General features: G+C 59.3%; 11 protein-coding genes. 9 read left to right on the top strand and 2 right to left on the bottom strand.

Annotated elements, in window-relative coordinates:
- The first annotated feature begins 273 nt into the window (after positions 1 to 273).
- The 9 genes from uhpT to R2E40_RS06955 all read left to right on the top strand — a co-directional run bounded on the left by uhpT (position 274) and on the right by R2E40_RS06955 (position 9,570).
- Positions 274 to 1,680, top strand: a complete 1,407-nt coding sequence (uhpT, locus tag R2E40_RS06995) for a hexose-6-phosphate:phosphate antiporter (protein WP_011705321.1) — start codon at positions 274 to 276, stop codon at positions 1,678 to 1,680.
- Between the two features lie 265 nt (positions 1,681 to 1,945).
- Positions 1,946 to 2,251: a PTS fructose transporter subunit IIB gene (locus R2E40_RS06990; RefSeq protein ID WP_318165080.1), complete on the top strand. Its 306-nt coding sequence runs from the start codon at positions 1,946 to 1,948 to the stop codon at positions 2,249 to 2,251.
- Complete coding sequence (locus R2E40_RS06985; protein WP_318165079.1) at positions 2,252 to 3,019, top strand: PTS sugar transporter subunit IIA; 768 nt, start codon at positions 2,252 to 2,254, stop codon at positions 3,017 to 3,019.
- A gap of 77 nt (positions 3,020 to 3,096) precedes the next feature.
- Complete coding sequence (rluE, locus tag R2E40_RS06980; RefSeq protein WP_318165078.1) at positions 3,097 to 4,041, top strand: 23S rRNA pseudouridine(2457) synthase RluE; 945 nt, start codon at positions 3,097 to 3,099, stop codon at positions 4,039 to 4,041.
- A 95-nt stretch (positions 4,042 to 4,136) separates the two neighbouring features.
- On the top strand, positions 4,137 to 4,604 hold the full coding sequence (locus tag R2E40_RS06975) for an NUDIX hydrolase (RefSeq protein ID WP_318165077.1): 468 nt from the start codon (positions 4,137 to 4,139) through the stop codon (positions 4,602 to 4,604).
- Between the two features lie 158 nt (positions 4,605 to 4,762).
- Complete coding sequence (mnmA, locus tag R2E40_RS06970; protein WP_011705316.1) at positions 4,763 to 5,869, top strand: tRNA 2-thiouridine(34) synthase MnmA; 1,107 nt, start codon at positions 4,763 to 4,765, stop codon at positions 5,867 to 5,869.
- Positions 5,870 to 6,161: 292 nt separating this feature from the next.
- On the top strand, positions 6,162 to 6,776 hold the full coding sequence (gene hflD / locus R2E40_RS06965) for a high frequency lysogenization protein HflD (protein WP_005334622.1): 615 nt from the start codon (positions 6,162 to 6,164) through the stop codon (positions 6,774 to 6,776).
- 127 nt (positions 6,777 to 6,903) lie between these two features.
- Positions 6,904 to 8,274, top strand: coding sequence for an adenylosuccinate lyase (gene purB, locus R2E40_RS06960; RefSeq protein WP_318165076.1), 1,371 nt, complete (start codon positions 6,904 to 6,906; stop codon positions 8,272 to 8,274).
- Between the two features lie 165 nt (positions 8,275 to 8,439).
- Complete coding sequence (locus R2E40_RS06955; RefSeq protein ID WP_318165075.1) at positions 8,440 to 9,570, top strand: cupin domain-containing protein; 1,131 nt, start codon at positions 8,440 to 8,442, stop codon at positions 9,568 to 9,570.
- A 141-nt stretch (positions 9,571 to 9,711) separates the two neighbouring features.
- On the opposite strand, the gene R2E40_RS06950 is transcribed toward R2E40_RS06955, so the two are convergent.
- Both R2E40_RS06950 and R2E40_RS06945 read right to left on the bottom strand, forming a co-directional pair.
- A complete protein-coding gene (locus R2E40_RS06950; protein ID WP_318165074.1) occupies positions 9,712 to 12,579 on the bottom strand; it encodes a hypothetical protein in 2,868 nt (955 codons plus the stop codon).
- A 617-nt stretch (positions 12,580 to 13,196) separates the two neighbouring features.
- On the bottom strand, positions 13,197 to 13,706 hold the full coding sequence (locus tag R2E40_RS06945) for a GNAT family N-acetyltransferase (protein WP_017409969.1): 510 nt from the start codon (positions 13,704 to 13,706) through the stop codon (positions 13,197 to 13,199).
- Positions 13,707 to 13,709: the final 3 nt, after the last annotated feature.

Genomic DNA, 13,709 nt, shown 5'->3' with positions numbered 1-13,709 from the left:
CGCGGCCGGATCCCGCCAAACTAGGAAATTTTCCTACCCCCCCTAGGGATGGCTCTCACGCCATTTGCAGCGCGCCTCATTAAAGTCACGCTACCTGATGTGGTTACCCGACCCGCGCCATGGCGCAAGGGACGGGCATGGGTTCAATCGACAGGGGCTCGCCGCGCACCGCGCCCGCTTCCTGTTGTTCTTTCCGTGGCGTGACCTCCAACTCCAATCAAAAAGTGAGGAACGCGGCGGAAACAGCGTCAATCTCGCAGAGGATGAACGAAGATGTTTAAACTGCTCGAACAGGTCCGGGTCCCCACCCTGAACCTGCCGGTCGAAGCCCGGCGCAAGCTCTGGTTCAAACCGTTTATGCAATCCTATCTGGTTGTGTTCATCGGTTACCTGACCATGTATCTGATCCGCAAGAACTTCAACATTGCGCAGAACGACATGATCCAGGAGTACGGTCTCTCCATGACCGAGCTCGGCATGATCGGCCTTGGCTTCTCCATCACCTACGGGGTGGGCAAGACCATCGTCTCCTACTATGCCGATGGCAAGAACACCAAGCAGTTCCTGCCGCTGATGCTGATCCTCTCCTCCCTCTGCATGCTGGGCTTCAGTGCCAGCATGGGCGGTACCGGTTTCAGCCTCTACCTGATGATCTTCTTCTACGCGGCCAGCGGTTTCTTCCAGAGCTGCGGCGGCTCCTGCAGCTACTCCACCATCACCAAGTGGACTCCCCGCAACAAGCGCGGCACCTATCTGGGCATGTGGAACCTCTCCCACAACGTGGGTGGGGCCGGTGCGGCCGGTGTGGCGCTGTTCGGTGCCAACTACCTGTTCGATGGCAACGTGCTCGGCATGTTCATCTTCCCCTCCATCATCGCGCTGATCGTCGGCTTTATCGGCCTGCGCTTTGGTAGCGATTCGCCGGAAGCCTATGGCCTCGGCAAGGTGGAAGAGCTGTTTGACGAAGTGGCCAGCGAAGAAGATATCGCCACCGAAGAGCAGCAGCTGACCAAGTGGCAGATCTTCGTCAAGTACGTGCTGATGAACAAGGTGATCTGGCTGCTCTGCTTTGCCAACATCTTCCTCTACGTGGTGCGCATCGGTATCGACCAGTGGTCCACCGTCTATGCCCACCAGGAGCTCGGCTTCTCCAAGGAAATCGCCATCCAGGGCTTTACCTTCTTCGAAGTGGGCGCCCTGGTCGGAACCCTGATGTGGGGTTACCTCTCTGACCTGGCCAACGGTCGCCGTGGTCTGGTTGCCTGCGTGGCGCTGGCGCTGATCATCGCCACCCTGGGGCTCTACCAGCACGCCACCACCCAATTCATGTTCCTGGGCTCCCTGTTCCTGCTGGGCTTCCTGGTGTTCGGTCCGCAGCTGCTGATCGGCGTGGCCGCCGTGGGCTTCGTACCCAAGCAGGGCATCAGCGTGGCCGATGGCGTCAAGGGCACCTTCGCCTACCTCATCGGTGACAGCTTCGCCAAACTGGGTCTGGGCATGATTGCCGACGGCACCCCCATCTTCGGCCTGACCGGCTGGACCGGCACCTTCGCCGCGCTGGACATGGCCGCCGCCGCCTGTCTGGTGCTGATGGCCTGCGTCGCGGTCGCCGAAGAGCGCAAGATCCGCCGCATCAAGCGGGAGCTGAAAGCCGCCACCCTGGCGACCCAGTCCGCCTGAGCCCCGACATCCGCCCAAGCAGACCGGGCAGTCACTGCCCGGTCGCACGGTTTCACTTTGTAGTGTGCATTCGGCCCGCCCTCTGGCGGGCTGTTTTTTATCCCCGCTTTTTTCCACTTGTCCCTTTTGGGGCCGCAAAAGCGCTCACCCCTTACCCATCCCCTCAGCAGAGCGCAGTCGGGATCCCATTTTTGCCTCCGCCCCTTTGGCAAGGACGCCCCTTGGCGCTATCTTGTTGCCCCACCCGAATTTGCCGTGAGAGCCCATGAAGATCCTCGCCGTCACCGCTTGCCCCACCGGCATCGCCCACACCTACATGGCCGCCGAAGCGCTGCAAAAAGCCGCCGACAAGCTGGGGCTCAAGATCAAGGTCGAAACTCAGGGGGCCATGGGGCTGGAGAACATCCTCACCGCCCGCGACATCGCCGGCGCCGAGCTGGTGCTGATCGCCTCCGATATCGAGATTGAGCAAAAAGATCGCTTCCTCGGCTGTCCCATCCACCAGGTGGCGCTGGAGGCAGTGCTGCTCGATGCGGTGGCCGTGCTCAAAACCGCCGCCCCCGGCGTCTGAATGCTGATCCGCGAGATCTCCTTTCACTGCCGGCTGGGGCTCACCATCACCCAGGCTAAGCAGTTGAGTCGGCTGGCCGGGCTGTTCAAGTCCCATATCCAGTTCATCAATGTCACCCGCCGTCAGGCGGTGGAGGCGACCAACCAGCTCTCCCTGCTCACCCTGGCCACCCAGCCCGGCGATCTCTGTCTGCTGCTGATCGAGGGGCTGGATGCCGAGCTCGCCCACATGGCCTTCACCTGCTGGTGCGTGGAGCTGGGCCAGCCGCTGGGGCGCCCCGGCAGCGCCGCCCTGGCCGAGCAGCGCCTCGGCCAAACACTGCCCGACTATTGCTTCACCCTGGCCCAGCTCGGCCATGCCACGGCGCCCCTCGACAAGGGCCAGGCACTGGCGGTGCTGGTGGATCTGCTGCCCGCCGCGCTGATAAGCGACAGGCCAATGCTGGAGCAGGCCATCGCCGCGCGCGAGCAGCTGGCCGCCACCATCATCCGGCCCGGGCTCGCCATGCCCCATGTCATCTGCCGCGCCATTCGCCGACCCGCGCTCTCGCTGCTCAGCAGCAGCGAGCACATCGAGTGGGGCTCCGCACTCGGGCCGGTGCAGACCCTGATTTTGCTGGCGGTGCCCACCGGCCTGGCTCCCGAACAGTTGCGCCCCCTCACCCGGCTGGCCCGCGCACTGATGGACGATCAGGTGGGCACCGCGCTGCTGCACGCGAGCTCCGCCCCCGCCCGTCAGGCCATCGTCATCGACGGCCTGTTCGGCTGAGCGGCTGGCCTCCCGCCCCCGTCGTTCATGCCCGCGACAGCCCCCTGTGGTACACTCGCCCTTCCCCTGTTTTTGGTATGCATGCGATGAAATCAACCCGCCCCCGTCTCTCCCTCTCCGCCCGTCCTGACGCCGAGCGTTCGGCCAGCAGACCCGCCGCCACGGCGCGCCCATCCCAACGCCGGGAGGCGCAGCACGCCATGAGAGACAAGGAGAGCGAGCGCAAACCGGCCCCCGCCCCGGCCGATCGCAAGCTGCTGCTCTTGAACAAACCCTACATGGTGCTCTGTCAGTTCACCGACGAGGCGGGCCGCGAGACCCTCAAGGATTACATCACCGAGCCCGGCATCTATGCCGCGGGCCGGCTCGACCGCGACAGCGAGGGGCTGTTGCTGCTCACCAACGACGGCAAGCTGCAGGCACGCCTCACCCAGCCGGGAGAGAAGACCCCCAAGACCTACTGGGTACAGGTGGAAGGAGTGCCGAGCGAAGAAAAACTGGCTGCCCTGCGCGCCGGGGTCGAGCTCAACGACGGCATGACCCTGCCCGCCGGGGCGCGCATCATGGATGAACCGGCCGTGTGGCCACGCAACCCGCCCATTCGCGAGCGCAAGGAGATCCCCACCTGCTGGCTGGAGATCAAGATTGTTGAGGGGCGCAACCGCCAGGTGCGGCGGATGACCGCCCACATCGGTCACCCCACCCTGCGCCTTATCCGCTACGCCATCGGCGACTGGACCCTCGACGCGCTGGCACCGGGGGAGAGCCGCGCCCTGCCCGCCCCCGAACTGGCTGCGGCGCCACGGCCAGCTGCCACGCAAGGGAAAGCGCGGACATCCGCCAAGCCGCAAGGGACAGGCAGCCACAGCGCACCACGAGCGGCTCGCCGTCCCCTGCATCAGGGCCAAGAGCAGGCACCCGGCCAAGGGCGGGGCGGCCGCGAGGCCGAGCCGCGCCCCGGCAATCGCAGCGGCGGGCGCGGCACCGCCCGTCGCCCGGCCCGCAGCAAGCCGTCGGAATAACACGCGTAAGCCATTTGGCCTGCGTGCCGTCACCTGAACAGCACCGTTGAATCCAGCGCCCCACCGGGGCACAGCCAACCAGACAAGGAGTCCCTATGAGCGATCACCCACCGCTGCCCACCCGCCTCACCGTGGCCGCCCTGGTACACTGGCAGGGCCGCTTCCTGCTGGTGGAAGAGGAGATCAAGGGCCAGCGCCGCTTCAATCAGCCCGCCGGCCATGTGGAACCGGGCGAAAACCTTATTGAAGCGGCCTGCCGCGAGCTGAAGGAGGAGACCGGGCTCACCGCCGCCCCCACCGGCTGGCTCGGGGTCTATCTCTACAAGCCGGCGGACAGCGAGGCCACCTTTGTGCGCACCGCCGTCATCTTCGACCTTGAAAAGGCGCCGGGTCAGCACCATCCAGAGGATCCTGATGGCGACGTGCTGGCCTGCCACTGGCTCACCCTGGCGGAGATCGCCGAGTGCAAACCGGCCCTGCGCAGCCCCCTGGTGTGGCAGTGCATTCAGGACTATCTGGCCGGCACCAGGCTGCCGCTGTCGGCCCTCAAAGCTTTCATTTGAGAGCCGTTGGAAGCTCTTTTTGACGCAATGGGGCCGAGACAAGAAAAACGATTTCCTGCTGCCGGGTTCCTGATGGGAACGGCGGCATGGATATGTGACCGGGGGCGCGAAATTCTGGTAGAATACGCCCCGTTTAAACGAACTGGTAACTTCGACTAATGACAGACAACAGCCAAATCAAGGTGATCGTCGGCATGTCCGGCGGCGTGGATTCTTCCGTCTCGGCCTACCTGCTCCAGCAGCAGGGCTATCAGGTCGAAGGCTTGTTCATGAAGAACTGGGAAGAAGACGACACGGACGAGTACTGCTCTGCCGCCCAGGATTTGGCTGATGCCAAGGCCGTCTGTGACAAGCTGGGGATGAAACTCCACACCATCAACTTCGCCGCCGAGTACTGGGACAACGTGTTCGAGCACTTCCTCGAAGAGTACAAGGCCGGCCGTACGCCGAACCCGGATATCCTGTGCAACAAGGAGATCAAGTTCAAGGCGTTCCTGGAGTTTGCCGCCGAGGAGCTGGGGGCCACCTACATCGCCACCGGCCACTATGTGCGCCGTGACGACAGCACCGGCCGCCCGCGCCTGCTGCGCGGTCTCGATACCAACAAGGATCAGAGCTACTTCCTCTACACCTTGAGCGAAGCTCAGGTGGGTCAGAGCCTGTTCCCGGTCGGCGATCTTGAAAAACCCGAGGTACGCCGCATCGCCGAGCAGCTCGATCTCATCACCGCCAAGAAGAAAGACTCCACCGGCATCTGCTTTATCGGTGAGCGCAAATTCAAGGACTTCCTGGCCAAGTTCCTGCCCGCCCAGCCCGGCCCCATCGAAACCGTCGATGGCAAGGTGATCGGCGAGCATCAGGGGCTGATGTATCACACCCTGGGTCAGCGCAAGGGGCTTGGCATCGGCGGGCGCAAAGATGCCACCGAGGAGGCCTGGTACGTGGTCGACAAAGAGGTGGAGCGCAACACCCTGGTGGTGGCGCAGGGCGAGCATCCCCGTCTCTACTCCGATGGCCTGATCGCGAGCCAGCTGCACTGGGTGGATCGCACCCCCATTCGCGCGCCGCGCCGCTGCACCGTCAAGACCCGCTATCGGCAGGAAGATATCCCCTGCCTGATCCAGCCCATCGACGATGAGACCATCCGGGTCATCTTCGACGAGAAGCAGGCTGCGGTCACCCCGGGTCAGTCCGCCGTCTTCTACGACGGGGAAGTGTGTCTGGGCGGCGGCATCATCGAACAACGTTTCAGCCATCCGGTCTAAGGGCTGGGCGCTCACGAGCGTCCGCGCTGTACTCCCTTCTCCCCTCGCGGGAGAAGGGTCGGGGATGAGGGGGTAACCACCCTCACCCTGACCCTCTCCCAGAGGGAGAGGGGACAAAGACAAAACAGCACAAGGCAGCGATACATGATTGGCAACTTCCAGGCCGGCTCATGGCATCGGCCGGTGAATGAACAGAACAGGGCTGTGAAGATATGAGCGACAAATTCCAAGGCCGGATCATGGCCTGCAGCGGATATCTGCCAGTGAATGAACAGAACAGGGCTGTGAAGATATGAGCGACAAATTCCAAGACAGAACCATGGCCTTTGCCGGCATCTGCCAGGCCGCGTATCTGGTACAGAAGGTGGCCCGTGACGGCAGCTGCGACGAGGCGGCCCTGCGCGAGAGCCTCTCCAGCATTCTGGTGACCAACCCGAGCCAGCCGCTCGAGGTGTTCAACAACACCCATCTGGCCATTCGCGACGGCTACCGCGCGCTGGTCGAGCAGCTGGGCGCCGACGGCAGCCAGAAGAATGCCGAACTGACCCGCTACGTGGTGAGCCTGATCGCGCTGGAGCGCAAGCTGGCCAAGCGCAAGGACATCCTCAACATGCTGGGTGAGCGGATCAGCCAGATTGGCCGCCAGCAACAGCACTTCGATCTGCTCGACGAGCAGATCCTGGCCAACATGGCGAGCATCTACAGCGACCTCATCAGCCCGATCGGCCCCAGAATCCAGGTGGCGGGTACCCCGCTGTTCCTGCAGCAGCCGCTGGTGCAGCACAAGGTGCGCGCCCTGCTGCTGGCCGGCATCCGGGCCTGCGTGCTGTGGCGTCAGCTCGGCGGCAGCCGCACCCAGATCATCTTCGCTCGCAAGAAGATGGTGGAGCTGGCCAAACGTTACTAATCATCGGCTCGCGCGCGGGCCGAGGGACGACAGCAAGGCAGGCAGCCGCACATCCCCCTTGCTGACGACCCGGGCCCACGCGCGAGTGGATACGGATCCCCCACACCAATCATCAGGAGTTCACCCCATGGAGCTGTCCGCGCTGACTGCTGTTTCCCCGATTGACGGTCGTTATGGCGACAAGGCCGATGCCCTGCGCCCTATCTTCTCCGAATTCGGCCTGCTGCGTTTTCGCGTCGAAGTCGAGGTGCGCTGGTTGCAAAAACTGGCCAGCCACGCCGGGATCCCGGAAGTCCCTGCCCTGAGCGCGGCCGCCAGTGCCCTGCTCGATGGCATAGTCCAGAGCTTCAACGAGCAGGATGCCGCCCGCATCAAACAGATCGAGCGCACCACCAACCATGATGTGAAAGCGGTGGAGTACTTCCTGAAAGAAAAAGTCGAAGTGAACCCGGAGCTGGCCGCCATCAGCGAGTTCATCCACTTCGCCTGCACCTCGGAAGACATCAACAACAACTCTCACGGCCTGATGCTGAAAACCGCCCGCGAAGAGGTCATCAAGCCTTACTGCGAGAAGCTGATTTCCGAACTCAAGCGTCTGGCCGTTGAGTACCGCGACATGCCGCTGCTCTCCCGTACCCACGGTCAGCCGGCTACTCCAAGCACCATGGGCAAGGAGATGGCCAACGTCGCCTACCGGCTGGAGCGCCAGTACAAGCAGATCATGGCGGTGGAGATCCTCGGCAAGATCAACGGCGCGGTCGGCAACTACAACGCCCACATCAGCGCCTACCCGGATGTGGACTGGCACCAGTTCTCCGAGGAGTTCGTTACCTCCTTGGGTCTGACCTGGAACCCCTACACCACCCAGATCGAGCCGCATGACTATATCGCCGAGCTGTTCGACGCCATGGCCCGCTTCAACACCATCCTGATCGACTTCGACCGCGACGTGTGGGGCTACATCTCCCTGGGCCACTTCAAGCAGCGCACCATCGCCGGCGAAATCGGCTCCTCCACCATGCCGCACAAGGTCAACCCCATCGACTTCGAAAACTCCGAAGGCAATCTGGGTCTGGCCAACGCCGTGTTCCAGCATCTGGCCAGCAAGCTCCCCATCTCCCGCTGGCAGCGTGATCTGACCGACTCGACCGTGCTGCGCAACCTGGGTGTGGCGGTGGGCTACTCCCTGATTGCCTATCAGGCCACCCTCAAGGGTATCTCCAAGCTGGAAGCCAACGACGCCGCCATGGCTGCCGATCTGGATGCCAACTGGGAAGTGCTGGCCGAGCCGATCCAGACCGTGATGCGCCGTTACGGCATCGAGAAGCCCTACGAGAAGCTCAAGGAGCTGACCCGTGGCCGCCGCGTCGACGCCGAAGGGATGCGTACCTTTATCGACACCCTGGCGTTGCCGGAAGCGGTCAAGGTCGAGCTGAAGAAGCTGACCCCGGCCAACTACATCGGCGACGCCCAGCGTCTGGTCGATCTGCTGAAATAAGCGGATAAGTGACACCACCGGGGCCCTGTGCATGATCTGCAACAGGGCCCCGGTTATTTTATGTGGCACCCTATACACCCTTTGCAAGAGGTCTTGCCCGAGGCCAGCCACCGCCTCCGGCAAGACCTCTCTTGACCTTTGTCGAACCCTTTGACGAGAAGATCTATGTACCAACTCAATCTGGATATCGCTCACTTCCTCGAGCACTACTGGCAGAAGCGCCCACTGCTCATCAAGGGCGGCTTCACCGACTTTCAGGATCCCATCAGCCCGGACGAGCTGGCGGGTCTGGCCATGGAAGAGGTGATTGAATCGCGCCTCGTCACCCGCTTCAACAACAAGTGGGAGGCGGCCCACGGCCCCTTCGAATCCTACGACCACCTGGGCGAAGAGAACTGGACCGTGCTGGTGCAGGCCTGCAACCACTGGGCTCCCGAGGTCAACGAGCTGGCGGTGCCGTTCCAGTTCATCCCGGGCTGGCGTTTTGACGATGTGATGGTGAGCTTCTCCACCCCTCACGGCGGGGTCGGTCCCCACATCGACAACTACGACGTCTTCATCACCCAGGGCCAGGGCAAGCGCCACTGGCGCGTCGGCGATGCCAAGCCCTTGAACGAGTTCGCCGCCCACGCGGCCCTGCTGCACTGCGAGCCGTTCGAGGCGATCATCGACGTCATCATGGAGCCGGGCGATATCCTCTACATCCCGCCTGGATTCCCCCACGAGGGCTACGCCATCGAGCCCTCCCTGAACTTCTCGGTAGGCTTCCGCGCACCGGATGCCAAGGCGCTTATCTCCTCCTTTGCCGATCACCTGATCGACAACGAGGTCCGCACCGAGCGTTACGGCGATGCCGACCTCAAGCCCCGTGCCCGTCACGGCGAGATCCAGCCCTTTGAGCTGCACCGTCTGCGCGAGCTGATGCAACAGGCCCTCGATGACGAGACCCTGTTCAAGGAGTGGTTCGGCACCATGATCTCCGAGGCCAAGCACGATCTGGACGTCAATCCGGTGGAGCCGGACTACAGCGCCGAGGAAGTGGCCGACCTGCTGACCCAGGGCGAGCCCGCCATCAAGGTGCCCGGTCTGCGCACCGTCTGGTTCAGCGGCGAGAGCCAGCAGTGCTATATCGACGGCGAAGCCTGGACCCTGCCAAGCGAAGATGCGGCCGCCATTTCGCTGTTGTGCGACAAGGACATGGTCACCCAGGCCGACATGGTGGAGCTTGCCGATCAGGCCGGCTTCCTGCAGCTACTCACCCGGCTGGTCAACCGTGGCTACTGGTTCTTCAGCTGAGCTGACGGACAGAGATAAAAAAGGCGCCCGAGGGCGCCTTTTTGTTATTTGCAGCCGATGAGGATGCACCTTGTTTTCGTACATGGGCCGGTTCAATAATGACGACTCATGGCCAAGCGATGGACAAGGGCGTCACCTCTGCTATTTCGGAATAAACGCATTCTTGTAGAAGGATCGGAATCCATTGTCCGGCACCTGAAACTCAACCCCGTTGTACAACGACAACGAGGCATCATCAGTCTTACTCATAATTGCGCCATAGCGGGCATAGCCACTTTTGCCATCGTGATACATAAAGTCCATCCGCGAAACCAGATCGCTGGTTTTCTTGAACAACCTGCCAACAATCGGCGAGTCTGAGGACAGGGGATTATTGATGGTCCGCAGTAATTTCATACGGGTATAGTCACCATTGTCATCCCGGGTCAGCAGATAATGGTAGCGGGTCTCGGGAGCCTGCAGACCATTTAACCGATAGATCAAATTCACGTTGGTACCGAGTGCCAGGGCATTCAGGCCGTAGGTTATCGGTGCATCGCGCTGACCGACAAAGTCAGAGATTATCCTGCGCGCTACACCACCTTTCACTTGATAGATATGTCGGGTAGTGAAGATAAGGAACATGGTCTCATCAAGGCCATTGATGGCAACCACATCCAGCGGATATTCTTGCCACTCCAGATTTAATTGACTCGTCAGCTCATTGCTGTTTGTCGGGGCATCTTCCAGGTGAGACGTCAAGAAGGCGCGTGAAAAGCTTGAGTTGTTTCCCAGTGCCACAAATATAGCAGCGCGACTATTATTGCTTGCCTGACTCTCAACGGCATGCAAGCAGGTCTGCAAATCACTCCCCGGCCGCCAGTTACTGATCGGTGTGGTGGCTCCCGCAGTGAAGAAATTAGATATATTTCCGTAACCTGGCTTCTGAATATTGGCAAAGTTATAAATCCTGCCATTTCTCGGCGAGGTTACCAGAGCCCCTGGCTGAGTATAAATAGGATTATCATGATCAGCGATACTTGGGACATAATCCCAATCGGTATTCATGGTCCTTGCATCGAATGCGCACACCAGAGTACGCTTCCAGTAACTGGACACCCGGCAAATATATGCACCAATATCTTCATACTCAAGCCCCCGTGGCTTAATATATTCGTTGGTATATCTGGCGATCGGGGTAGGTTTGACCTCTTCTTTTTTAAGTAAGGTGTAGATCCACTGGGCAATGGCCACCACTATGCCTATCACCGCGACAATGATACCCAAGGGGCCGGCAATGGCAAACCCCATAAAAGAGGCAATGGCGACCCCCAACGCCACCGTGGCGACCAACATATTGATTGCCGCAAATATAATATCCCCAATATCGCCGCCCTCGACAGCCTGATACAGGTTATACGCGGCCAGGGCCGCCCCCAGTGCCGCCAAGCCAACAAAACATATATTGATAACCCGAGTGATATTTTGCGTGGCGAGAAACATCTTGCTGGCGATCTGCCGCTCCAGCACATTCGTGAGATGCTGGCCTTTGGCGGTAAGGTTGCTCAAGAATTGACTGAATTTTCCCATATTGATGGCAATGCTATTGATGATGCCTTCACCATTGCCATAAATAAACATGGTCACTTTATCAAGGAACCGACCGAGCTGGATCAGATTCAAGGTCACATCAAACAGGGCTGCCCCCAACTCCATCAAAGGAACAGGGTTGCTCCATTCCTCCCGATCGGTGGCCGTCAACCAGGTAAAGTTGCCCACCCCCAGCAACAAGGTGAACACGGAAAGGAATGAATCTATGGGGAAGGCCGCGGGAGCCACACCGGAGAAGGCTGTGGGAGCCATACTGCCCGCCGTCCCTGCCAGAGCAGGATATCGTTGAAGAATACGCTGCCGGGCCCCCTCATCCTGCAAGGTGCTCGTTCTCAGGTTCAGATTATTCAGTTCATTCCAGAAGCTATCCGGACTATTCTGGTTGAAGAAACTGTTCCAGAAGGTGCGCTGCGTACCGCTTTCATTTCTCAGCAAGGTCACCACATCATCGAAATTCCTCCTGTTGGCCAAGACTGTGTATTTCTCGCTTTGCTGACCCCAGCTCATGTTCATGGCAAACCCGCTGTAAACAGATCCCGCCATGGTACGTTCAAATTTTTTCAGCTCATCTTCGGTGATGCGACGACCGGATGAAATATTGAGCGCTCTTACTTTATTGATGGTGTTGTACACTTTCCACATCGCCTTTTCAAACGATGAGCCTGACCCCAGATATTCCTGAACTTTAAAAGAACTGATAAGTTCGTCTAATACCTCATTCTTGGAGTAGTGTTCGATAAGTTGACGAGCCCAACTTTCCCCCCCTGCTTTGTAGGAGGTTAACTTTCCATTTTGACAATAATGGGTGGCGACAGAGTATAGCTGATCGATAATCTCCTTAAACTGCGCCCCCTTTTCTGCTTGCTTGATATTCGCATTTACCTTCACCATATCCCAGGAGTTATACAGCTTCCGGTCAGCTACTGTGACATTGGTTTGCTTGCTATATGAGTTCTGTAACAGGCCACTCACGTACTCAACCATATTATCGGTAAAATAGCGTCGATTGCTGCTGTAAATAGCATTGACCGAGCTGATGCCATCACTCATTGTCAGCACATTATTATTAGGCTTCATGCCAGGGCCTAATGCTTCGCTTAATGAGCTGTTCTGATACTGGAATTCGAACTTCATCAACTCTTGAAACATCACCTGGGCAAGATATTGCGCTTCATCGGTTTCTTGATCAAAGCGAATCCAATTCGAATCAACTTCGCGCTGCAGAGACGCTATCACGTAAAAATTGATCGCATCCAGTTCGGCGAAATTGCCACTGTTCAAAACAGCAATGGCAGCCTTCGCCGGGGCAGGAAAAACGCTGCCAGCTGCCAGACCAATCAGCGACATGGAGGAAAACGTCAGAAAATCACGACGTCCTTGTGAAACTTCACGATGGATTATTGCTGAGAGTTTTTTCATATGATGTATCCCTATCAGTGCTCAATTTATTCCAGATTGCCCGATATTTTCAGGCAATAGCTGGGCAGGCCATATCATCATGACCGAGCATATGGTGGTTGTTTTTGGGTGTAAGATGAAGACAGGTTACCGCGTCAGCATTATTGATATGCAAACGAGAGTAACTCTATCGATATATAAGACAAGGGCGAGTATGAATAATTAAAGCCATGACAATCGCACCAGGCCTCCTTGTTTATATATTCAACAACCTACCTTTACATCCTCATTTGAGTCAAACATCAATAATGAGGTCAAACCAAAAAATGTTACCCGTTAGACAAAAATAGATCTTTCTGATAAAAAATTTGTAACAAGACATTGCAACAGAATACCTCCGGAAAAAGCAACGGCCAGCCCTCAGGCAGCAGACCCCATATTCAGAGAATATGGTGGCGCGCTCCATATATCCCGACACGGATTCAAGAGACGTTTGTTCAATGACATGGGGGCGGATACGCCCATGATGGTGGAGCGGAGGAGCACAGCGACTCATCGCTTATTCAAGGGGAAAGGCGCAGCACCTGCTGCTCATGCAGATAACAAAACGGCAGCCCGCAGGCTGCCGTTTGCGTTGCTCATTGTTCTTCGGGAAGCTCGTCAAACAGCGGGTGGTAGAGCACTTCGCCCTGCATCCCGCTCAGGCCGCCTTCCTGCAGCTCCATCGCCATGAAGCAGTCGGCGGGCACCTCGTAGATGCAGTGCAGGCCGAACTCGCTGGCGGGGCGAAAACCGAAGCGGCTGTAATAGGTCGGGTCACCCAGCACCACCACCGCCTTCCAGTCCATCTCCAGCGCCGTGTCCAGCCCCTCGCGTACCAGATCCGACCCTATGCCCTGCCCCTGCCAATCGGGATGGACCGCCACGGGCGCAAGACCGAGCCAGGGCCCTTCCATGCCGTTAATGGTGATCGGGCTCAGCATCAGGTGCCCCATGAACTCGTACTCCTCCTCCTCGACCATGGTCACCACAGCGGCGCCACATTCGCGCAGGCGGTTGACCAGTTCGGCCTCGTCGGAACGGCCAAAGGCGGCGCTCACCAGGTCATAGACCGGCAGCATGTCGCCGGGGCGCTCGGTTCTCAGCATACA

Source organism: Aeromonas sp. CD (assembly GCF_033349375.1).
Lineage (GTDB): Bacteria > Pseudomonadota > Gammaproteobacteria > Enterobacterales > Aeromonadaceae > Aeromonas > Aeromonas hydrophila.
Note: the sequence above shows the minus strand (reverse complement) of the source record. Positions and strands in the feature narration are given on the sequence as shown.

What these genes read in the sequence shown, in the direction of transcription:
- uhpT (WP_011705321.1), top strand. Translation starts at nt 274, where the DNA reads ATGTTTAAACTGCTCGAACAGGTCCGGGTCCCCACCCTGAACCTGCCG.
- R2E40_RS06990 (WP_318165080.1), top strand. Translation starts at nt 1,946, where the DNA reads ATGAAGATCCTCGCCGTCACCGCTTGCCCCACCGGCATCGCCCACACC.
- R2E40_RS06985 (WP_318165079.1), top strand. Translation starts at nt 2,252, where the DNA reads ATGCTGATCCGCGAGATCTCCTTTCACTGCCGGCTGGGGCTCACCATC.
- rluE (WP_318165078.1), top strand. Translation starts at nt 3,097, where the DNA reads ATGCATGCGATGAAATCAACCCGCCCCCGTCTCTCCCTCTCCGCCCGT.
- R2E40_RS06975 (WP_318165077.1), top strand. Translation starts at nt 4,137, where the DNA reads ATGAGCGATCACCCACCGCTGCCCACCCGCCTCACCGTGGCCGCCCTG.
- mnmA (WP_011705316.1), top strand. Translation starts at nt 4,763, where the DNA reads ATGACAGACAACAGCCAAATCAAGGTGATCGTCGGCATGTCCGGCGGC.
- hflD (WP_005334622.1), top strand. Translation starts at nt 6,162, where the DNA reads ATGAGCGACAAATTCCAAGACAGAACCATGGCCTTTGCCGGCATCTGC.
- purB (WP_318165076.1), top strand. Translation starts at nt 6,904, where the DNA reads ATGGAGCTGTCCGCGCTGACTGCTGTTTCCCCGATTGACGGTCGTTAT.
- R2E40_RS06955 (WP_318165075.1), top strand. Translation starts at nt 8,440, where the DNA reads ATGTACCAACTCAATCTGGATATCGCTCACTTCCTCGAGCACTACTGG.
- R2E40_RS06950 (WP_318165074.1), bottom strand. Translation starts at nt 12,579, where the DNA reads ATGAAAAAACTCTCAGCAATAATCCATCGTGAAGTTTCACAAGGACGT.
- R2E40_RS06945 (WP_017409969.1), bottom strand. Translation starts at nt 13,706, where the DNA reads ATGCTGAGAACCGAGCGCCCCGGCGACATGCTGCCGGTCTATGACCTG.